The sequence below is a fragment of the Sinorhizobium sp. CB7 genome (assembly GCF_041357635.1).
Classification (GTDB): domain Bacteria; phylum Pseudomonadota; class Alphaproteobacteria; order Rhizobiales; family Rhizobiaceae; genus Rhizobium.
In genome coordinates, this window is record NZ_JAULLL010000003.1 from 186,929 (window position 1) to 209,269 (window position 22,341).

The 22,341-nt window shown below is 59.3% G+C and carries 17 protein-coding genes; 15 read left to right on the plus strand and 2 right to left on the minus strand.

The annotated features are described in order from the left end of the window. Positions 1-156: 156 nt before the first annotated feature. A complete protein-coding gene (locus AAE029_RS07995; RefSeq protein WP_371072294.1) occupies positions 157-1,176 on the plus strand; it encodes a VOC family protein in 1,020 nt (339 codons plus the stop codon). 357 nt (positions 1,177-1,533) lie between these two features. Beyond that, the gene (locus AAE029_RS08000; RefSeq protein ID WP_371072295.1) at positions 1,534-2,553 is read left to right on the plus strand and encodes an ABC transporter substrate-binding protein; all 1,020 of its coding nucleotides are present in this window, start codon (positions 1,534-1,536) and stop codon (positions 2,551-2,553) included. A gap of 246 nt (positions 2,554-2,799) precedes the next feature. On the opposite strand, the gene AAE029_RS08005 is transcribed toward AAE029_RS08000, so the two are convergent. Continuing rightward, a complete protein-coding gene (locus tag AAE029_RS08005) occupies positions 2,800-4,158 on the minus strand; it encodes an alpha/beta hydrolase family protein (RefSeq protein ID WP_371072296.1) in 1,359 nt (452 codons plus the stop codon). Positions 4,159-4,474: 316 nt separating this feature from the next. On the opposite strand from AAE029_RS08005, the gene AAE029_RS08010 reads away from it, so the two are divergent. From AAE029_RS08010 to tcuB, 3 genes are all read left to right on the plus strand, one after another. Further along, entirely contained in the window at positions 4,475-5,134 is a 660-nt protein-coding gene (locus AAE029_RS08010) for a GntR family transcriptional regulator (protein ID WP_371072297.1), read from the plus strand. A gap of 112 nt (positions 5,135-5,246) precedes the next feature. Continuing rightward, positions 5,247-6,707 carry an FAD-dependent tricarballylate dehydrogenase TcuA gene (tcuA, locus tag AAE029_RS08015; RefSeq protein WP_371072298.1) on the plus strand — a complete coding sequence of 487 codons (1,461 nt, stop codon included), beginning with the start codon at positions 5,247-5,249 and terminating at the stop codon, positions 6,705-6,707. Then, complete coding sequence (gene tcuB, locus AAE029_RS08020) at positions 6,704-7,843, plus strand: tricarballylate utilization 4Fe-4S protein TcuB (RefSeq protein ID WP_371072299.1); 1,140 nt, start codon at positions 6,704-6,706, stop codon at positions 7,841-7,843. Before tcuA ends, tcuB begins: the two co-directional genes overlap by 4 nt. Before the next feature lie 11 nt (positions 7,844-7,854). Here tcuB and AAE029_RS08025 read toward each other — a convergent pair whose 3' ends face one another. Then, entirely contained in the window at positions 7,855-9,039 is a 1,185-nt protein-coding gene (locus tag AAE029_RS08025) for a LysR family transcriptional regulator (protein WP_371072300.1), read from the minus strand. A 361-nt stretch (positions 9,040-9,400) separates the two neighbouring features. Here AAE029_RS08025 and AAE029_RS08030 point away from each other — a divergent pair, with 361 nt between their 5' ends. From AAE029_RS08030 to AAE029_RS08075, 10 genes are all read left to right on the plus strand, one after another. Continuing rightward, positions 9,401-10,411 (plus strand): tripartite tricarboxylate transporter substrate binding protein, encoded by a 1,011-nt coding sequence (locus tag AAE029_RS08030; RefSeq protein WP_371072301.1) that lies wholly within the window; start codon positions 9,401-9,403, stop codon positions 10,409-10,411. Between the two features lie 51 nt (positions 10,412-10,462). After that, a complete protein-coding gene (locus AAE029_RS08035) occupies positions 10,463-10,948 on the plus strand; it encodes a tripartite tricarboxylate transporter TctB family protein (RefSeq protein ID WP_371072302.1) in 486 nt (161 codons plus the stop codon). Positions 10,949-10,953: 5 nt separating this feature from the next. After that, on the plus strand, positions 10,954-12,456 hold the full coding sequence (locus tag AAE029_RS08040) for a tripartite tricarboxylate transporter permease (RefSeq protein ID WP_371072303.1): 1,503 nt from the start codon (positions 10,954-10,956) through the stop codon (positions 12,454-12,456). Further along, positions 12,453-14,126 carry a thiamine pyrophosphate-binding protein gene (locus AAE029_RS08045; RefSeq protein ID WP_371072304.1) on the plus strand — a complete coding sequence of 558 codons (1,674 nt, stop codon included), beginning with the start codon at positions 12,453-12,455 and terminating at the stop codon, positions 14,124-14,126. The genes AAE029_RS08040 and AAE029_RS08045 overlap by 4 nt, the downstream gene beginning before the upstream one ends. A gap of 75 nt (positions 14,127-14,201) precedes the next feature. Beyond that, positions 14,202-15,626: an MmgE/PrpD family protein gene (locus tag AAE029_RS08050; RefSeq protein ID WP_371072305.1), complete on the plus strand. Its 1,425-nt coding sequence runs from the start codon at positions 14,202-14,204 to the stop codon at positions 15,624-15,626. Between the two features lie 50 nt (positions 15,627-15,676). After that, a complete protein-coding gene (locus AAE029_RS08055; RefSeq protein WP_371072306.1) occupies positions 15,677-16,711 on the plus strand; it encodes a Bug family tripartite tricarboxylate transporter substrate binding protein in 1,035 nt (344 codons plus the stop codon). A 76-nt stretch (positions 16,712-16,787) separates the two neighbouring features. Continuing rightward, positions 16,788-18,860, plus strand: coding sequence for a tripartite tricarboxylate transporter permease (locus AAE029_RS08060; protein WP_371072307.1), 2,073 nt, complete (start codon positions 16,788-16,790; stop codon positions 18,858-18,860). Positions 18,861-18,908: 48 nt separating this feature from the next. Then, the gene (locus tag AAE029_RS08065; protein ID WP_371072308.1) at positions 18,909-20,156 is read left to right on the plus strand and encodes an MFS transporter; all 1,248 of its coding nucleotides are present in this window, start codon (positions 18,909-18,911) and stop codon (positions 20,154-20,156) included. A 300-nt stretch (positions 20,157-20,456) separates the two neighbouring features. Then, positions 20,457-21,452, plus strand: a complete 996-nt coding sequence (locus AAE029_RS08070; protein ID WP_371072309.1) for a PhnD/SsuA/transferrin family substrate-binding protein — start codon at positions 20,457-20,459, stop codon at positions 21,450-21,452. 28 nt (positions 21,453-21,480) lie between these two features. Further along, positions 21,481-22,332 carry an amidohydrolase gene (locus AAE029_RS08075; RefSeq protein ID WP_371072310.1) on the plus strand — a complete coding sequence of 284 codons (852 nt, stop codon included), beginning with the start codon at positions 21,481-21,483 and terminating at the stop codon, positions 22,330-22,332. Positions 22,333-22,341 lie beyond the last annotated feature (9 nt).

Below are 22,341 nucleotides of genomic sequence, written 5' to 3' on the forward strand. Positions count from 1 at the left end.
AATCAAAAAATTGACATTTGTTATTTCCTGAGCAGCACAGAATTCTGCTGTAAATAGCGCGCTCTGGTTGAGGCCAGATTACAGTTCGGAGCCGCCTGCTGAAAGTGCAGTCACCTGTGCCGATTTTGTAATCCTGCTGGAAAGGAACGCAGCACGATGAAAGACGACCGTCCCAGCATTCCAGAGGTTTCGCCCTCTCCTCCGTTCGATATTACCCGCTCGAGCCACGTGCGCTTAACGGTGCGGGATCTCGCCGCCAGCGTGCATTTCTACACCGAAGTGCTGGGAATGGTGGTCAGCGATCTGGATGGCGATTTCGCCTACCTGCGGGGTATCGAAGAGGCTTGCCACCACAGTCTTGTCCTCGTTCGCAGCGACGAAGCCCCGAGCTGCGAGTGCGTTGGCATGCGGGTCCGTTCTGAAGGGGACCTGATCCGTGCCAAGGGTCATTTCGAAAGCCTCGGCGGCGAGGCTCGTTTCATCGAGCGTCCGCACCAGGGGCCAACGTTGCTGACATCGTTCGGTCCGGGTTTCCCACCGGTTGAACTCTGCGCATGGATGCCGATCCTGCCCCGGCTCCTCAACAATTTCGTGGCTCAAAAGGGCGGCCGAGCCCTGCGTCTCGATCATTACCAGTGCGTTATTCCGGACGTGAATGTCGGAGCGGCGCGTTTCATGGCGCTTGGTTTTCGCCCCTCGAAATACACGACCGATGTCGATAGCGGAAAGCTGCTCAGCATCTTTCTGCACCGGAAGAACAATCCCCATGACATCGTACTTGCGCAGGGTGCGGGTCCGCGATTGCATCACGTCGCTTTCATCGTGTCCGACCTGCAGGCCATGTTGCGGGCGTGCGACATCGCAGCCAACCTCGGATTCGGGCGCAATGTCGAGCATGGTCCTGGCCGGCATGGCCCTCCGAACGGAATATTCACCTACTTTCGCGATCCCGACGGACACCGTATCGAATTCGGGCTGCCGCCAATGCAGTACATGGACCCTGAAGAAGTGCCGAATGCCTGGGATTCGACGCAGGGTGTTTCGCTCGTTCCCTGGGGCAGCGGTCCTCCTCAAAGGTGGCGGGAGGAAATGACGCAATTCGCGGGGATTGAGCCGGCCGGAGGGACGTTGGCTCGCTGGACATCGCTTGCGCAGACTGCAGGCGCCGCGGACTAGGCAAGGCAGAGCACTGCTGTTACCCCGCCCACGTCTCGGCCGCGCGCGCCGCTTTTCAGTACGCAAAGCCAAGTTGTCGGCGCAACGACCTGTGTGCCTTCTCTGCTCGCTAATAGGTACGCCAGTCTTGTAGGGGATCTGGAGTAGTGAAAATCACTGTCGCTGCAGTCGGTTGTCAGGATGGAAAGAGGAGTTCCAGCCCTGCATGAACGTTTGAAGGGCTAGGCCTCGCGCTGCCCGCGAATACCCGTCGATCAACCAGGTGCGGATAACGCCGAGCGTCATCCCATGGTCGCATCGGCGGCCGACGGGGCAAATGCAGCCAATATTGTGACAATCAAACCTTGGGAGGAAAAAATGACAGCAGGCATAACCAACCGGCGACAAGTTCTCTTGGCAGGCGCCATAGGAGCAGCAGCAATCGTTGCTCCCCGAAGTGTATTGGGCCAGTCGAGCAACCCTGCAAAGATAACAGTGGTGATGACCCAGGGCGTATCGGGCCTCGCCTTGCACCAGCTTGCAAAAGACAAGGGTTTCTTCGAAGAGTTCAACGTCGTTCCCGAGGTGACCCTCGTATCCGATGGCGCCAAATGCGTATCCGCGCTGCTGAGCGGCACCAGCGAGATCTGCATGTGGTCAGGGTTCAACCAGGTCGTTCCGGCAATCGCCAAGGGCGCCCAGATCAAGATACTTGCGGGAGCTCTGAACGTACCCTCGCTCGCCGTGTATTCGCGGCGCCCGGAGATCAAGACACTTGCCGATGTTCAGGGAAAGGTTATGGGCATCGGTGCACCAGGGTCTGTCTTGCATCAGATGATCGTCTACATGATGACCAAACAGGGGCTGAACCCCGACACCGTCACGTTCCGGAACGTCGGGAGCAATGCCGATATCTTCAAGGCGGTCGTTGCGGGAACGGTCGATGCGGGTCCCTCCGATGTCGATGTTTTCGATCAGCAGCAGCAATTCGGCGTGCATGCCCTCGCGCGCGGCCTGCTGTGGTCGGAGATTCCCGAATACACAAACCAAGCCTCCTATGCATCCGATGCGGCGATCCGGAGCAACCGGGCAAACTTGGTAAAGATTCTGGCCGCCTATGCGAAAGCCTACCGATACGTCTGCAGTCCGGAATCTCGTGACGATTTCATCAAGGCTCGCCAGACGGTGACCGGTGAATCCAACACGCCGCATGCCGTCAGTCAATGGACCTGGATCCAGAAATACCAGCCTTATGCTACCGGTCTGACCCTATCGGATGATCAGATCAATCTGGTTCAGAAACTGAACGTACAGTTCAAATCCCAGACAGAATTGCTTCCCATTGCTTCCGTCGCCGACATGTCGGTAGCGAAGGACGCACTGAAACTGCTCTCCTGATCGACGAGAACCCGGAGCCGCGGTTGGCCCGGGTCTCAAAAACTTCTTAAACGTATGCCTCCGTCCCGTCCGCGCGCTTCTAGAGCGGTTCAGCTTTTCTTTGAATCGCAGAACCGCTCCACCGCTTTGTTTTTACGCAATTCCGGACGGAAAACCGCTTCGCACGTTTCCTGGAATTGCTCCAATGCATGTCGCGCAAAAGTGTGCAGCAGTTTTGCGGCAGCGACATGCATGAAAACAACGGCTTTAGAACCGCCCAGGTTTTGACACCCATTCATCGACAAAGTCAAAAACCCGCTTTTTCGTATCCCCATATTCGGGCCTGCAAGGCTGAAAAAGATGGGTTGCGCCTTCCACAGATGCGTATGTCTTATCTTTTGCCGCCAGATGGTCGAAGATCACTTCGCCGGGAACGATGAGGTAGTGACAACTCATCGTCAGGACGAGCGAAGGAACCGTAACACCCTCGGCATTCGAGGGCGTCGACGTATAGGATGAGGCCCAGTCTATGCCGGTGATGTCATCGGCGGTGAACGCAAAGTCCGCGTTTGCGCGGATGGCCGAGTTCGCCAAAAACCCTCGCACCGTGGTCGAATAGTTCATCGCGCCAAGTTCGTTCAACATGCCGAGCACCTGTTTTCCCCCCGCTGACGGGCGAACCGATTTGATGATTTCCTCGGTACGCGTACCGTCCGCCCGGATCAGAGTGTGCGGCACTTTCGTATGGGCGGCAAAGCTCAGGTCTGGATGATACAGGCGTGCACCGAGTGCCCGGATGCCGACGCCTTTGACGACGAACGGTTCGTCATTGGAAAAGTCACCCTTGCCCTCGTTGATGAGCTTCAGGCGTCCAAGGGCGGCATCGACGATCTCGTTGTTGCGGGCCGCCTGAGCCTTATAGAAACGTCGCGCGAATTCAGGTGTGTAGGCCGCCTTCCTCCCCTCGGCGTCGTAACCGTTTTCCTTGGCAAACATGTCTATGGATTTGTCTCTGACCTTCCCCCCGGCGGCCGGATCGACCGCGCTCATCTGGTGAGCCGCGCCAAGCGTCGGATCGAGCAGTATGAGGCCATCGGGTTTTTCGAGCTTGGCGATCTTCTTGCCGTCGCAGGGAATGATCTTTTTTGAATCCTGGCAGACGGAGGGTCCATGTTCGGCGACGTTCTCGTAGAGTGTGCCCATGTGGGTTCCGCCACTATGGGCAAGCAGAACGACTTTCTCCACGCCAGGTAATTTGCGAAGATATGAGATCCCTTCGGAAATGCTCGGCAGGAAGTCCTCCGGAGGCGCGTCCGGATTGTCACGGTCGCCGCGATAGTTCACGAGCATTACACGATAACCGTGATTTGCCATTGCAGGCCCGGGGAGTTCCTTGAAGTTGTCGCGGTTCGGATGTGAGAACACGAATGCGATGCGTGAATTCGCATTGGATTCGGTCGGTTCGAGAAGCATGCCTTCCGTGTCTGCGCTGAGACGGACGTATTGCGAGCGAAATTTGTCCGGTGTTTGCGAAGCCTCAGCTTGTCCGGATGACTGCTGCGCAAGAAGCGATGCCGGCACCAGGCTCAAGACCACGGTAAGTGCTGCCGATGCGACGTATCTCATAAATAATCCTCCTACTCATCTATGGAGACGCGTTTGCTATTGCGAGCCGAGAGGCGCCCGCCGATCTCATCGATTTCAATCTATCCGATCTTCATCAAATATATCAGTGCCTTAGCATCAACCTGACGAGTTGCTCAGGCAAATTCGATCTCCTCAACCAGTCATAAGAATTTGCTTAAGAGGGGTGGGTAAATGGCGCCGACGACATCAGTCAAGGTATAGCTGTGGTTAGCCAGTGGGCGCGATGAGACCGCCACTTCCCGAACCATCCCGTCATTTGTAAATAGTCTGGAGCTCAACAACGGCGGACAGATCAATGGCACCCAGTGCTGAAAACCAATCCACGTCCCGCGGTCGGAACACGTACCAGGCTATCCTTGCGGCTATCCGTGATGGCGTATACCGCCCGGGTGCTGCACTACGGGAGGAGGAGGTTGCGGCGCGCCTGGGCGTCAGCCGGACACCTGTCAGAGAGGCGCTTGGACGGCTGCAGGAAAAAGGCCTACTGGAAGCAGCGCCGGGTCGGGGATTGGCAGTCGCCATTTTGTCCACACCTCAAATCTTCGAACTCTACGCGATGCGCGAGGAGATGGAGGGTATCGTCGCTCGCTATGCCGCCCACCATGCGACGGACGCCGAGATCGCAAATCTCGAGCGTATCAACTCCGCATTTGCCGGCACCGGAGACGATCCTCGTGCGGCCGCACAGCTCAATCGTGAATTCCACGCGCGGCTCTATGACGCCGCTCGTAACCGTTATCTGCGACAGGCGGTCGAAGATCTGCATGAGACGATTGCGCTTCTGTCCGATACGACTTTCATCCATCCGGGGCGCACTGAAATTGCGGCCCGCGAGCATGAGCTTTTGCTTCAAGCCATACGCAAACGGAATGTAGCGGAGGCTCAGGCGAAAGCAGTGGAGCACATCCGTGAGGCGCTGAAAGTCCGCCTCATAATTTCTGAAATCCAGCCATAGAGCCGACTGTCGCCCACAATCGGGCACATTTGCGGCTTCCCAGACCTGGTATCTTGAAAACGAGCGGTTTGACATCAATCGATATGTGTCTTATCCATCTGCATGCAATTGTATGCAAACGGATTCAACAATGATTGACTCATCGAGGGAATACGATGTGCTCGTCATCGGTGGCGGGAACGCCGCTCTTTGCGCGGCAATCGGCGCTGCCCGCGACGGCGCAAGCGTCTTCATCGTTGAGGCGGCGCCGAAGTTCTATCGCGGCGGCAATACACGGCACACCCGCAATATGCGCTGCGCACATGACACCGCGACTGAGACGCTCTCGGGCCCCTACTCCGAAGAAGAATTTTTCGAGGACCTGCTGCGTGTGACCGGCGGCAACACCGATGAACGCCTCTCGCGAATGATGATCCGGGAATCAAAGGGGATGTTGGACTGGATCGTCGAGCAGGGCGTGAGATTTCAGCCGTCCCTGGGCGGCACATTGAGCCTCGGCCGCACCAACTCGTTTTTCCTCGGCGGCGGTCGGGCGATGCTCAACGCGCTCTATCGTACCGCCGAGGAACTCGGCGTGGAGATCGCCTATGACGCCGAAGTCGTCGGTCTCGAAACGGACAACGGTCATTTCACCTCAGCCTCGGTCATGCACGAAGGGGGCGAACATGCGGTCCGAGCCAAGGCACTGGTTGCGGCCTGCGGCGGGTTCGAGTCGAATTTCGAATGGTTGAAGGAAGGATGGGGCGAGATCGCCGACAATTTCCTGATCCGCGGCACGCCGTACAACCGTGGCACCGTGACGAGGATGCTGGTCAAGCAGGGAGTGAGGCAGATCGGTGATCCGACGCAATGCCATGCGGTCGCGATCGATGCCCGTGCCCCCAAATTCGACGGCGGCATCATAACCCGGCTCGATTGCGTCGTCTTCGGGATTGTCGTGAATAGCCACTGTCAGCGCTTCTACGACGAAGGCGAGGATGTCTGGCCGAAGCGCTACGCAATCTGGGGCCGGCTGGTGGCCGCTCAGCCGGGACAAATCGCCTACATCATCTTCGATGCGAATTCGCTCGAGTTGTTCATGCCGTCGCTATTTCCAGCAATCAGAGCCGATACCGTCTCTGGTCTTGCCGAGAAACTGGATCTGAATCCGTCTGCGCTTTCAGAAACGGTATCGTCCTTCAACGCCGCCGTGCGCCCTGGTCAATTTGATCACACGATCCTGGACAATTGCCGGACGGAGGGCATCGATCCGCCAAAGAGCCATTGGGCACGCCGGATCGAGAAGGCGCCGTTCTACGCCTATCCCGTCCGCCCCGGCATCACGTTCACCTATCTCGGCGTCCAGGTCGACGAAAAGGCGCGCATGGTGATGGCCGACGGCACTTCGGCCCCGAACATGTTCGCGGCCGGCGAGATCATGGCCGGAAACGTGCTTGGCCAAGGCTATGCGGCGGGAATCGGCATGACGATTGGAAGCGTCTTTGGCCGCATCGCCGGACGGGCAGCAGCCGCTGCTGCACGGACGAGCTCGGCACACGTCATGCACGAATCGGCAGTCCTGGAGGGCGCATGAATATTCACGCGACAACAATCGATCTTGCTCACGCCAGCGCAATGCTCGAAGAGGCAGACAGGCTTATGACGGTGTGCAATTCCTGCCGCTACTGCGAAGGATTGTGCGCCGTTTTTCCCGCAATGGAGATGCGCCGTGCCTTTTCGGATGGCGATCTGAACTACCTTGCCAATCTGTGTCACGGGTGCGGCGCCTGCCTGGCCGATTGCCAGTTTGCCCCTCCCCACGAATTCAACGTCAATGTTCCTCGCACACTCGCAGCAGTTCGCGGCGATACCTATCAGGCCTATGCCTGGCCGAGATCTTTCTCGGTGCTCTTTGAACGCAACGGACTTTCCATCGCGTTGATATCCGCCTTGAGCGTCGCCCTTTTCATCGGCGGCTTTGCAGCATGGAATGATCCGGCCACCCTGTTTGGATCTCATCAGGGTTCAGGCGCCTTCTACAGACTCATGCCGCACAACGCGATGGCCGGTCTTTTCATGGCGGTTTCCCTCTATGCAATCGTTGCCGCAGCAATGGGCATCCGCGGTTTCTGGAATGATATCGGAAGGCCCATCGAATCCGTCACACGGCCGACTTCAATCTGGCGGGCAATATGCGATGCCGGCACGCTTCGCTATCTCGACGGAGGCGGAGTGGGTTGCATGAATTCCGATGATGCGCCAACGGACCATCGGCGGCTTTATCACCACGTGACCTTCTACGGCTTCCTGCTCTGCTTTGCTGCTACATCGACGGCGACGCTGTATCACTATCTCCTCGGCATGGAAGCGCCCTATCCCTGGTACGACCTGCCAGTCGTGCTTGGCACGATCGGCGGCTTCGGCCTGGTGATCGGGCCGGTCGGCCTGCTCAAGGCAAAATGGCAGCGGGATCCGCTTCTTGTCGACAAACCGCGATTTGGCATGGATGTAGCTTTCATTGTCATGCTGTTTTTAGCGGGTTTGACGGGCCTGCTGCTCCTTGTCCTCAGAGCTACGCCGGCAATGGGTTTGCTGCTGGCGATCCACCTCGGAGTGGTATTCAGCCTGCTCCTGAGCATGCCCTATGGCAAGTTCATGCATGGCATCTACCGGTTTCTGGCGCTCGTGCGTTATGCCGAAGAGCGCCAGGCCTTCGGAACCGATCGCTAGCAATACGGCCTTTACCGGGCCCTTTTGGCATGGCTTCTCAAGAGATTGAGGAAGCGCGACTGAATGGGCGTGGGCAGCCAGTCCGATCGGGTTGTAATACCCTTTTGCATTGGCGGCAGGTTGGGCGTCCAGTTCAAGACCGAAAGAAGCTTCAATCTCTCTTCCGTTTCAACCTCGTGCCGGTTAACCAGCGTCAGTCGGTCGCTGCAGGTGATGATTGACCGGATCGTCGAGAGCGAACTCGTCTCGATGCCGACACGCGGCCGCTTGTCCGCATGGTCAAAAAGCGCTTCATACTGGCGCCGACGCGGGGACCCTTCTCCCGGGACGATCCAGTCGTAATGTGTCAGGTCCGCAATCGAGATGGTCGGACACGCTGCGAGCGGATGGGCGGCGCGAGCGATGATGCAATAGGGGTCGGAAAAAAGAGGCTCTTCCTCAATGTCGACCGCCCATTCAGGCTTGCGCAGCACGCCAAAAATGACATCGATGGCGCCCGTTCGAAGACTATTGAGTAGAATGTTGTAAGGCGAGTTCGTGACCGACACCCGCGCTTCCGGAAACTGGTTGGTCAAGTCGGCGATTGCTGCCCCGATCAGATAGGCGCCGGACATCGGCAAAGTGCCGATCGCGATCCTGCCGCTTTCAACACCGTCCAGATATCGGATGTCATCTTCGATGGCTTTTATCTCACCGATGGCAAGGCCGATTTTTCTGGCGAACTCGAGGCCGACAGGGGAGAGCACAAGGCCATATTTAGTCGCCTGATAGAGTGGACGTTGCAACGTTGCCTCGATCTCGCGCGCCGCCCGGTGGAGAGACGCTGTTGAAATGCCAACCGAGCGCGCAGCCTGGGAGAAGGACGTGCTTTTCGCGATCGCAAGAAGACAGCGGATCTGTGCACTGGTGATATGCCAGGACAAGGGCTGGGACCCTTCGTTGGCCTTCACATCCCACAAAGCGCGGTCGACCTGGTCTAGGAAGCGCCTGATGCGATGTAGGAATACCTCGCCGGCAGCCGTCGGATAGGATCCGTTCTGTCGGCGATCAAACAGCGGGCGGCCTACGCTCAACTCCATTTTCGCGATTGCCTGGGTGACGGCCGGCTGCGACAGGTTGATCTCCGTCGAGGCACGGCTGACGCTGGCATTTCGGGCAACGGCATCAATGGCTCGCAGATGTCGTATGTTGGGCACAGCGAACCTCGAAGATTCGCTGCTTTCGTCTTCCTGAAATTCGCTCATTAGTTAGTATCAATGGCGTCTGGTGCTACGGACTTCCGCTCAAATCCGCATTGCCGACAGCGCCTCCTCCTTTCCCAGCGTCTAGAAAAATAGCATTTTGATGCCGGAATCCACCCCAAATTGGTTTTCTGCTTTCGCGCGTCTCACCCAAAATCGACTCTGCTGCAACGAAAGAAAAAAGCTGACTTTAGGATAATCTTATATCGTGCCACGCAGTTTCAATTTGCAATGAAGCGGCCGCGAGCGTTCTGTAGGACCACCGGCCTGGATGGGAGCCATGCCTGTCAGAACTGCAATCTCGGGGAGGAGAAACATGCAGATGCCTTGGGAAAGACGAATCCGGAAACTGGCATTCAGCGCCATTGCGATCGTTGGCCTGGCGATTTCCGGTGCGGCTGGCCTGGCGGCCGACTTCCAGCTCGACAAGCCGCTGGAAATGGTGATCGGCAATGCGCCCGGCGGAGCAATGGATCGTCTCGCACGCCTGACTGATGCCTATATGAAATCGGAAAACCTTATTCCTTCCGACAGCATCGTCCTGCCGAAACCCGGCGGCGGTCACGCTGTTGCACTGGCTTACATCAAGAGCCACGCCAAGGACCCTTCGCGGCTGATGGCGGTCAACACCTTGCTGATTTCGAACAATCTGCTCGGCCGCTCTGCACTCAAATACACCGACTTCACGCCCATCTCGATCCTCTACGAAGAGCCGATGATGTTCGCCGTGAGGTATGATTCGCCGATCAAGGATGGCGCGGACCTCGCCCAGCGCCTGAAGGCCGACCCGTCCTCCGTCAGCTTCTCCGTCTCAAGCGGACTGGGAACTGCAAACCACATGGCCGCGGTGCTACTCGCCAAAGCCGTCGGCGCCGACATCAAAGCCCTCAAGGCGGTCAGCTTTGAGTCCGGCAGCGAGGGCATCACCTCCGTTCTCGGCGGTCACGTCGATGTCGTCGTGACACCGCCCGGTTCGATGATGCAGTTCATCGAGACCAAGCAGCTTCGCTTCATCGCTGTTGCCGGCGAACACCGCGCCAGCGCACCGCTGGCGGATGTCCCGACCTGGAAAGAGCTCGGATATGACGTTTCCGTCTCTGCCTGGCGCGGCATCATCGGCCCTCCCGGCCTGACGGCTGCGGAGATCGACTTCTGGCAGAAGGCGTTCGAGGGCTTTCTGAAATCCGAGGAATACAAGAAGAGCGCACAGGAAGAGATCTTCGAGGCCCGCTACCTGAACGCCGCCGACAGCGCGAAATTCCTCGCGGACATGGATGCTCAGTTCCGGCAGTACCTGACCCTGGTCGGCGCAGGCAAGTCGAACTAGCGCCGGTCTTCCTGGCGTCCAATTCGAACAAAACAAAGACTGGAGTCGGAAATGTCCAAGCTGGTCGACAAATCGCGTCTCTTCATGGCTGCCTTCGGTTTCGTGCTGGCCGTCGTCTATGGCACCGCCGCCAGCCGGCTTCCGATCCCGGCTTTCAGTGACCCGGTTGGCCCACGCATGTTTCCATATATCCTCGCAGCCGGCCTTTGCATCGCCTCGGTCGCGCTCCTCATCGAGTATGCTGCGCTGAAAAGACGGGACGGTAACCGCCGGTCCATAGCTGCCGGGGAAGAAGACGGCGTCAGCGGTGTTGCCCTGGCTGCCCTCGGAATGCTGACCGTCTATTACATGGTCTTCGACTATCTCGGCTTCCTTATCGCTTCGATCTTGTTTTTGCTCGCGTTTCTGACCTACAGCAACCGGAGCCAATGGAAGGTGAACCTTATCGTCGCCCTGCTGTTTCCGGCGGCCGCCTATCTTCTTCTCGACACGCTTTTCGGCGCCCGGCTGCCGGAGGGCATCCTTGATTTCGGATAGGTCGCATGGAACAGTTTTTTCACTTCATCGGCGGTTTTGCGGTCGCGCTTGAGCCCATAAACCTGTGGTACGCCTTTCTTGGCTGCGTCATGGGAACGATCGTCGGCGTACTGCCAGGGCTCGGGCCGGCAGCAGGCATGGCCCTTCTGATACCCGCGACCTTCGGCATGGAGCCGGCTTCTGCGATCATCATGCTGGCGGGCCTCTACTATGGTGCGCAATACGGCGGATCGACCACGTCGATCCTGATCAATACGCCCGGCGAGGCATCCTCGGTCATGACCACGCTCGACGGCTTCCAAATGGCGCGATCAGGCCGCGCCGGTGCTGCGCTTGCCGTGGCGGCGATTGGATCCTTCATCGCCGGCACGATCGGCGTCATCCTGCTCAGCGTGCTCGCCGTGCCGTTGTCGCGCCTGGCGCTGACGATCGGTCCTGCGGAATATTTCGCGCTCCTGCTCTTCTCGATGGCTTCGGTTACGTCTCTCACCGGTTCGTCCCTGCCGAAGGCCGCATTCGCGGTGATGATCGGCCTGATGATTGCGACCGTCGGGATCGATCTGCAGAGCGGCACATCGCGCTTTACCGGCGATATCCCGGAATTGCAGGACGGTATCGGCTTCATTGTTGCCGCCGTCGGCCTTTTCGCCATCTCGGAGGTGTTCGTGACGCTCGAGCAGTTGTTCAAGGGCAAGAGCGAGTTTATCGGCATCAAGGGAACGCTCTGGCTTAACCGGGAGGAGTGGCGGCGTGCGCGCATGCCGATCCTGCGCGGCAGCTTCATCGGCTTCTTCAAAGGTATCCTGCCCGGCGGCGGAGCGACGATTGCCACCATTCTGTCCTACAGTCTTGAACGCAGCCTGTCGAAAGAGCCGGAAAAGTTCGGTACCGGCATGATCGAAGGGGTCGCGGGCCCGGAATCAGCCAACAATGCCGCCGCAACCGGCGCCTTCGTGCCGCTGCTGGCGCTCGGCTTGCCGGGCTCGGCCTCGACCGCCATCCTGCTCGGCGCGTTCATGATCTATGGCGTCCAGCCCGGTCCGCAACTGCTGGTCAACGAGCCTCAACTCGTCTGGGGCCTGATCGACAGCATGTATATCGGCAACGTCATCCTGTTCATCCTGAACCTTCCGCTGATCATGCTCTTCGTCCGGATCCTTTACGTACCGGCCGGCATCATGCTCCCGCTCATCCTCGTCGTCGCCAGCATCGGTGTCTACTCGCTGAACGAAAGCGTCGTGGAACTGTTCCTTGCGTTGAGCTTCGGGGTTCTGGGTTACCTGATGCGCAAGCTGTCCATTCCCATTCCGCCGCTCGTGCTTTCGATTGTCCTCGGCGGACTGCTCGAGAAGTCGTTCCGTCAAGCTCTCACCATCTCCGGCGGCGACATCGGCATCCTGGTCGGAAGCCCGATTGCGATCACTCTGCTGCTCGCCAGCGTCTTCGTCTTCTGCATTCCTTTCATCCCGAAGCGAAAGCACACCAAAGTGGAAAGCATTGCGAAATGAACTCGATCTCTACCATCAGCTCAAATCCGTTGGCCTATCGGGCCCTGGCGGCCGCGTTTCATGCAGAGGGAACGGAGGTGCTCTTCACACTGCTCGGCGACGGCAACATGCATTGGGCCGCAAGCCTGACCGAACTCGGCGTGCGCGGCATTTATGCCAGGCATGAGCATGCCGCCTGCGCCATGGCGACCATGTATGCCCGCGCCACACGAAAGGTCGGGGTTGCGTCGGTTACCTGTGGCCCCGGCCTCACCCAAATCATGACGGCTCTCACGACCGCCGCTCAGGCCCGCATACCTCTGGTCGTTTTCGCCGGTGAAAGCCCCATGCACGCCGGCTTTTACAATCAGCATGTCGACCAGCGACCGCTCGTCGTCGCCACCGGTGCCCATTACATCACAGCGCACAGCCTCCAGCGGATGACCGATTACGTGCGGGAAGCATTCTTCCTGGCCCGGACCGAGCGTATGCCGGTCGTGCTCGGTGTCCCGCTTGACCTTCAGAAGCAGATGCTGCCCAAGCCTTACAGCTATGAGCCCTCCTCGTCCGTCATTCCCCACTACGGGCGAATGTCCGCAAACCGTGCGGACGTGGATCGGGCCGTCGAGGCGATCGAACAGTCGAAAAAGATCGTTCTGGTCGCCGGACTAGGTGCCCTCCATTCGCAAGCACAGGCAGATTGCGAAGCATTGGCCGATGCCTGCGGCGGCATGCTGGCGACGACATTGCCCGCGCGAGGCATGTTCGACCATCATCCTTTCGGCATCGGGATTTCGGGCGGCTATGCCCGTGCCACCGGCCGTCGGCTGATGCAGGAAGCAGACCTTCTCATCGCCGTTGGTGCAAGCCTGGCGCACTTCACAGCCGACGGCGGAAAACTCTATCGCTGCGCCAGGACGATCCAGATCGATACCCAGCCGCTCGGCCTCAAGCATGGCCGCAAGGCAGCCGACATTTACGTCCGCGCCGATGCTCGCGAGGGCGTCAGGGCTATTCTCGAGAGGCTGTCAAAAGACCAGCCAGAGCGAAGCTGGCGCAGCGACGCGCTGGCCGAGGAGATTGCGCAGGCGCCGGCGGACGACACCAGCTTTCCACCGCAGCCGGGTGTTATCGACCCGCGCGAAGCCGTCGCAGCGATCGACAGGGTTGTCCCGAAGGATTGGGAGGTCATCAACAGCTCCGGACACTGCGCATATTTCACGGCCCAGCTTCGTGGGCGCAAGCCCGAGAACTTCAACGTCATCCGCGAATTCGGCGCGATCGGCAACGGCCTTTCCTATGCGATGGGCGCGGCCGCCGGCAAGCCGGAGCGCACGATCGTGCTGCTCGACGGCGACGGAAGCTTGCTGATGCATGCCCAGGAACTCGAAACCGTCCGCAGGCACGGGCTGAAGCTTTTGATCTGCGTGCTGAACGACGGCGCCTACGGTTCCGAAATCCATAAGATGCATTCAGACGGCATCAGCGCAGAAGGCGCCACTTTCGGCCGTGGCGACCTGGCTGCTGTCGCGCGCGGCTTTGGCCTGCGCGGCAGGATGATCAACGGCGTCGATCAGTTTGGTCCGGCATTCGAGGAATTCCTGAACGCAGGCCCAGGCGCCGAGCTGTGGGACATCCACATTGCCGATAATGTCACGACACCCGTCATGCGCGCGCATATGAGCCACTAATCGCTCATGTCCGGCATCAATTTCAGTCGAAACGAGAGAGTGCGCGATGCGCTCCGATGGAGGATCCCGATTTCAATGAATGACCACATCCCTCAACACAAAGCCTCGTCGATCGTGTCGCTGGCGCAATGGACCCTTTACACCGATCCGGCTTACATCTCCGATCTCGCGCTTCGGCAGGCCGAGCTGCTGACGCTCGATTCCATCGGGTGCGCTTTTGCCAGCCATGATGCGGGTTCGCCGCGCCGTGTCGCCGAACTCGTGCAGGAACTCGGCGGAAATCCGCAATGCGCCGCAATCGGCCACGGTTTCCGCACCTCGGTTCTGAATGCGACGCTGCTCAACTGCGCCCTTGTGCGATCGCTCGATTTCAATGACGTGCAGTTCATCATGAAGGAGGGCAAGCTTCACGTCGGCGGGCATTGCAGCGATACGCTGGCCTCCGCACTTGCCGTCGGCGAAATGATGGGTTCCCCAGGGCGCGACGTCCTGACGGCGATCGTCATGGGCTATGAGCTGTTCCGCCGGATGCGCAACCTGATGCCCTATTCCTCGGTCTGGGACGGGACCAGTGCGCTCGGCCTAGTGGCCGCGGCAATGGCCGGCAGGCTTCTCAAGCTGGATGTCGAAAAACAGACGAATGCGCTGGCGCTTGCGGCGGCGCGCTGCGCCACCCCCTCGATTGTGCGCTATGGCGAGCTCTCCGGCGCCAAGAACATGGTGAGCGCCTTCACGGCGCAACAGGGCGTGCAGGCAGCACTCCTCGCATCCAAGGGGATGACGGGGCCGAAGCAGATCCTCGACCATAAATGGGGGCTGACGACCGTCTTCGATCCGGCACTCGGAATTGAGGACCTGTGGGCGCCGATCGACAACACGCTCTACATCATGGACTCTCACGTAAAGACCTATGCCTGCATTGGTACCGCGCAGTCGGAAATCGTCGCCGCACTTCAGGCCCATGAGAAGGTGAAGGGCCGGATCGATCAGATCGAGGCGATCGACGTTACCATGGCGGACCTGCCGATCATCCGCAAACAACAGGCGGAAGTGCACCGGCTGACACCGTCGACACGCGAAACCGCGGATCACAGTTTCACTTTCCTTCCGGCGGTCGTGCTGATCGATGGGACGCTGACCAAGAAGCAATTCGACAACCAGCGCTGGGACGAACCGGTGACGAAAGCGCTGACGGCCAAGGTGAGATTGGCGGTCTCCGAGGAACTGTCCGCCCGGGCTCCGACGGCTATGCCGTGCAATCTCAAGATTCGGATGGCCGGCGGCGAGACGATCGAAACCGAGTGCCTCTATCCGCCGGGGCATTCCTTCCCCGATCGCGGCCTCAACGAGGCACCGGTCGTGGAGAAATTCCAGGACATTACCGGCGACTTCATGGACCGTGCGGCTCAGCAGCAGCTGATCGATGGTCTGCTCGACCTGCGAAACGCGGCGTCCGTTGCTGCGGTCATGGGCATGCTGTCCGTTTCGCCGAAACACTAGACGGCCGTCGCCCGTCTCATTCAGTCGTTATAAAAATGGGAGGTAAATGCATGACGACTCGACGCAATGTGATCAAGGCCACCCTGGCGCTGGTCCTCACTACGACAACCGCACAGGTCACCCACGCTCAGACTCCGGAGGAGTTCTACAAGGGCAAGACGGTGACGCTCATCGTCAGCGCCGCTCCGGGCGGCGGCGCCGACCTCTATGCACGCGCCTTCATCAAATACTTCTCGAAGTATCTTCCCGGAAAGCCGAACGTCGTGATCAACAACCTGCCCGGCGCCGGCGGACTCACGGCCGCTGCCCAGCTGCAGAATTCCGAAGCTCGTGATGGCACGGTCGTGGCGATGCTCCAGCGCAACAACCTTTACCTGCCACTCGTCTCAGACGACAAGATCGCCTTCGATCCGCGCAAGGTGGGTTGGCTCGGCAGCCTGAACAAGGAAACCTATGCGCTGGCGACCTGGCAGAATGCACCAGTCAAGAAGATCGACGATCTCTTCACGCAGCCGCTGACCGTTGGCTCTACCTCGTTCAACAACGAGAACCGGACCTTCCCGGCGATCATCAACGAATACCTTGGCGGCAAGATGGATATCGTCGCGGGTTACAAGGGCAATGACGAAATCGCCCTTGCGATGGAGCGCGGCGAAGTGCAGGGGCGTTTCCTGACGGTAACCAGCCTGATGGGCGGCAATGACGCAAGCTGGCTCAAGGAAGGAAAGATCAATGTGATCGCCCAGATGGGCATGGAAGCCAATCCGGCGATCCCGAACGTGCCGCTGATCCTGAACTACGCCAAGGATCCCAAGGTTAAGGCGCTGTTTGAATTCATGTTCCTACCGCTGCAGACCGGCCGCCCGTTTGCGGCTCCGCCGGAGGTCCCTGAAGACCGGCTGGCGGCATTGCGCAAGGCCTTCGAGGACGCCGCCAATGATGCGGAGTTCAAGGATGAACTCGTCAAGCAGAACGCCACGGTCGAACTGGTGGACGGCAAACAGACCGAGGAAATCGTGAAAACGCTTTACGCAACGCCGGATGAGACCATAGAGGCGGTCAAGACTCTCCTCAAACCGCAATAATGCGAGACAGGGCGCGATCCGCTGATCGCGTCCTGCCCACACGCCGCTGACATCTTTCTCACGCCAAGGACGCCCTATGGACGCCTCAACAGCCATGGGCATGCTCAACGCCGCCGGCGATGCGCTGCTCATCATCCTCGACCCGATGCGGCTTGCCATCCTTTGTTTTGCAGCGCTGCTGGGTGTGATTCTCGGCATTGTTCCCGGCATCGGCGGGCTGGCGGGTACCGCACTGCTCTTGCCCTTCACCTTCTCGATGGACCCCTACACCGCTTTCGCCTTCCTTCTCGGACTGAGCGCGACGACATCCACGGGCGACCCCATCCCAGCGATCCTGTTCGGCGTTCCCGGTGGCGCAAGTTCGGCAGCTACGGTCCTTGACGGCCTGCCCATGGCGCGGCGGGGCGAGGCCGGGCGCGCGCTCAGTGCTGCCTACATGTCGTCATTGCTGGGTGGCCTTTTCGGAGCCGCGCTCCTGGGACTTGCCGTACCGATTCTTAGGCCGGTGATGCTCTTCATAGGCACGCCTGAAATGCTCGCCATTTCGATTCTCGGCCTGTCCATGGTCGCCGCACTTTCGAGCAGCGCTCCGCTGAGGGGGCTTGCCGCTGCATCGATCGGCATCATGATTTCGATGGTGGGCTCGGAACCTAGGACCGGTACCTATCGCTGGACTTTCGAAAATCTCTACCTGTGGGAGGGCATCCCGCTTGTTCCGATCACCCTCGGCCTGTTCGCCCTGCCGGAACTATGCGAGATGGCAATCTCCCGCCAGAAATTGCAGCCGGATCAGAAATACGACGTCAACAAAGGCATATGGCAAGGCGCAAAAGATTGCTTCGAGCACTGGTGGCTGATCATGCGCTGCAGCTGGATCGGGACCGCGCTTGGCGCAATCCCGGGCATCGGCGGCTCTGTCGTCGACTGGGTCGCCTATGCTCATGCCGCGCGCAGCGTGAAGGGTGGTCAAAAAACCTTTGGCAGTGGCGACGTAAGAGGCGTCATTGCCTCGGAAAGCTCGAACAACGCCAAGGAAGGCGGCTCTTTAATCACTACCGTTGCCTTCGGTATTCCCGGCACTGCCGGCATGGCGATCATTCTGGGAGCATTTCTGTCGCAAGGGTTGGTCCCAGGTCCGGACATGCTGACCAAGAATCTCAGCGTCACCTATTCGATGGTCTGGAGCATCGCGCTCGCCAACATCGTGGGCGCCGGCCTTTGCTATGCCTTCAGCGGCCAATTCGCCAAAATTGCGACACTGCGCTACACACTGGTGCTGCCGATGGTGGCCTCGATCATTTTCATCGGAGCCTTCGAGGGGTCGCGGCAGTGGGGCGACCTGATCTCCCTGCTCTGCTTCGGCGTGGTCGGCTGGACGATGAAGCGCCTGCGCTGGCCCCGCGCGCCGCTTATCCTCGGCATTGTCCTCGGAGATACGATCGAGCGCCAGCTTTTCATTTCGATCCGCCTCTATGGCGCCGATTGGCTTCTGCGACCGATCGTGCTGATCATACTCTGCATCGCGCTCTATGGCATTCTGCGCCCGATGATCCAAAGCATATTGAACAACCGCCGCAGCGGAGGATCCGGCCTGCGGTTCGCGAAGCCGAAATTTGCGCCTAGCGATCTGTTTGCGGTGGCTTTGCTGATCGTGCTGAGTTACCTCCTGCTGTTGACTGTCGGCTGGCCCTACACGACCCTTCTGGTCCCGAGAATCGTCACTCTGACCGCCATGATGGCGGTTGGACTTTCGCTGTTCAACTCGGTGTTCAGCCGCGGCGCCGTCGCGAAGGCACTGGGGCCTAATGAAGAAGAAGACGACCAGCCACTCTATATGGACAATGTCGGGGAAAACGGACACCTCACCAACAGCGAAATCGGATTGCGCGCCGCTGTTTTCCTGGGTTGGATGCTTTCCTTCTTCCTGTCGATGGCGACGATCGGAATCGTGCCCACGATCTTGTGGTTCGTCATAGCCTATATGCGGTTCGAAGGACGCGAGCGTTGGACGCTGGTACTGCCGATGGCCATCGGTCTTGCTGCATTCGTCTATGTCGTTTTCGATCAGCTCCTGATGATTGCATGGCCGAGGACATTCGTCGGCGCCCTCTTTCCTGCCTTGCAGCAGTTCATCCCGACGCTGCGATGAGAAGAAAAGGGGCAGGCAAGCGATGCGCAGCAAAAAGGTCCGGCCGGCATGAAGTCGACAGCGAGAGATGCGGAGATAGGCGGCGAAACCCGTTTGTCGGCCGTCCTGCAACGCGACGTGCTGCTTTATCTCGTCGGTCGTTTCCTTTGGGTCTGCGCTGTCCAGATCCTCAACGTCGCTGTCGGTTGGCTTATCTACGACGTGACCCGCAGCGCGCTAGCGCTCGGCATGGTGGGCCTTGCGGCATTCGCACCGAAACTGGTCCTCTCGCTCATCTCCGGCATGGTCGCCGACAAATTCGATCGGCGTCTGGTGTGCGGGATCGCCTTTCTCGTCATGAGCCTTGTTACCCTAGGGCTGCTTGTGGTCGCTTTGAGCAGCCCAATCATTCCGGGCGTCGTCTATGCCTTGTTTGTCGTCTTTGGCACCGCAAGAGGTTTTGCCACCCCGGCGTCACAGGCAATGGTGGCCAACCTCGTTCCACGAGAAGTTTTCAGCCGAGTTATCGGCATCTCCTCTTCCACGAGCCAGATGGCGACGATCATCGGCCCGGCCCTCGGCGGCCTGCTTTATGTGATCGGGCCCTGGGCGCCCTTCGCCGTGTCTGCTGCGGCGTTTTTCCTTGCATCGATCCTAAACTTCCTGATTTCAAAAAGGCCACAGGCCAATTCCAAGGCTCCCGTCAAGTTGAGCGATGCCTTTGCCGGCCTCCATTTCATCCGGACGAAGCCGGTCATCCTTGGCGCCATTTCGCTGGACCTCTTCACTGTCTTGCTTGGCGGCGCCACCGCACTGCTTCCGATGATCGCAAGCGAAATACTGCATCTTGGCCCGTTCGGACTCGGCATCCTGCGATCCATGCCGGCGCTCGGGGCGATGTCTCTCGGTCTGACGCTTGCCTACCGTCCAATCAAACGGCACGCCGGTATCAAGCTGTTCATCGCCACCACCACATTCGGGCTGGCGACGATCATCCTCGCGCTTTCCGGCGATCTCTATTTATCGCTTGCGGCTCTTTGGCTGATTGGCGCTTCCGACGTCTTCAGCGTCGTCATCCGCCAGACGCTGGTTCAGAGCGACACGCCTGATGAGATGCGCGGTCGCGTCGCCGCCGTCAATTCTCTGTTCGTGGGCGCTTCCAACGAGCTTGGCGAATTCGAATCCGGGGCGACCGCCGCCGCGTTCGGCCTGGTGCCTGCGATCCTGCTTGGCGGTTTGGGCACGATCGCCGTCTCGGTGATCTGGGCCCTTGCCTTCCCGCAACTCAGGAGACGCGACGGGCTGATCGATCCCTGAGATCGAGCGCCCCAGAAATCCTGCAGTCGCGTGTAGCTCTTCCAGCCTATTCGCAGTCAAAACTTCACGTCCGGCGCAGCTTTGGCTGTTTTCGGCGTCGTCAACGTGCCCCTGGCAAAAATACCCTTCAGTCTTTTCTTATGGAGATTGCTACCCTTACGATTGGCAAGCGCCCAACGAGCCCTCTAGATTTTCTATTGAAGTCAATGGGATATTCCCGAGGTCGGTCAGCGGGCGGCATGTTTTTGCTGACCCCGCTTTTCGCTCGGAATGTCTTCCATAAGCCTAGGGAGGTCTCTGATGGGCGCTGCTTTTGAGCCCCTATCCTTGTCTTTTGCTGTCCGCACATACGGTCATACAGCTGACGTCAAAAACGGTGCGGTACCGATCGAAGGCGTTACGCCGAACTGGATCGAAGTGAAGCCGCAGATTGCAGCTTACCGCCGGATGGTGCGAGAGCTTGAATTCGACGTCTGTGAGCTTGCACCCACGACCTATATTATCGCGAAGGCTTACGGCGTGAAATTCACCGCTCTGCCGGTCTTCGTCTCCCGCCGCTTCCATCATAACGGACTTCTCGTACGCCCCGACGCCGGCATCGAAAAGCCGAGGGACCTTGAGGGCAAGAAGGTCGGGGTCCGCGCTTATTCGGTCACCACGGGTGTTTGGACCCGCGGCATACTGGTCGATGAGTACCGGCTTGACGACCAGAAGGTAACCTGGGTCGTCGACGATGAGGAGCATGTCCAGGCTCTGAACCTGCCGGCGAACGTGATCCACGCACCTGCAGGCAAATCGCTCGCCTCGATGATGGAGACCGGAGAGATCCAGGCAGGCTTTGCGGCCAACGCGGGAATCGGACGGGAAGGCAAGCCTGACCAGAACTGGTCGGAAAAGAATCCGGCCGGCGCGATAGAGTATCGCGAACTGCTGCCCGATGCCGAGCGGCTCGCGGCCGACTGGCACAGGCGTACCGGCATTTATCCGATGCATGGCTTGCTGGTCGTCAAGGACGACGTGCTGAAAGCAAATCCCTGGGTCGCTGGCGCACTCTACAAGGCATTCCGCCAATCAAAGGACCAATATGTCGAGCGTCTCCATGCCGGCAAACATGCCGGCGGCGACGACCGCAAATATCTCGAGCTCGCCAAGGTCGTGGGGTCCGATCCCCTTCCCTACGGCGTTACAGAAAACCGCGCGTCGATCGAGGCGCTGCAGCGCTACGCGAAGCACCAGGGGCTGATCCCGGACGAGCTTCCCCTCAGCGAGCTGTTCGTAGACCCCGCCAGCAAGTGAGATTCAATAGGATTAAGGGAGGCACGGAATGTCCCAGAAGATTCACGATATTCACCCGCACGTCATCTCGAAGGATGACGTTCGTTTCCCCCGCTCGCCGCTCGGCGGCACGCAATCGGACTGGTCCAGGGAGCATCAGGTGACCGTCGAGGACATGGTCGCGGCCATGGACGAGGCGGGCATCGCGAGCTCGGCGCTGGTCCAGTCGGCAACCTGCTACGGCTACAACAACAGCTATGTCACCCACGCGATCGAGCGCTATCCCGACCGCTTCACGGGCGTCGGCACGATCGATGTCCTGCAGCCGGACGCGGTGGATACCATGAAGAGCTGGATGGCGCGCGGCATAACGGGTCTGCGTCTCTATACCGGCGGCAGCAAGCTCGAGTTCGACTTCAGCTGGCTCGACGATCCGCGCTCCTACCCGGTCTGGGAATATGCCGGGGAGAAGGGTGTTTCGATCTGCGTCCAGGCGCGGCCGCCGGCGTTCCCGATCATCGTCGAAATGGCCAAGCGCTTCCCCCAGACGCGCATCATCCTTGACCATCTGGCGCGCATGGATACGACGGACGGCCCCCCCTATGCAAATGCCGCGCCCCTCTTCGGCCTTGCCGCCTACGCCAATATCTATCTGAAGGTGACGCCGCGCTCCTTCGATCTCGCCAATACCGGCAAGGCATCTCCCGAGACCTTCTTCCCGAAGCTGGTCGGCGAATTCGGCGCTAAGCGGATCGCCTTCGGCTCCAACTATCCGGCATCGACGGGCACGCTCAAGCAGATCGTCGATCGCGCGAAGGACAATCTGAAATCCCTGTCGAAGGACGACCAGGACTGGATTTTGGGCCGCACAGCAGAATTCCTGTACCCGAAACTCGCTTGACAGGCAGGA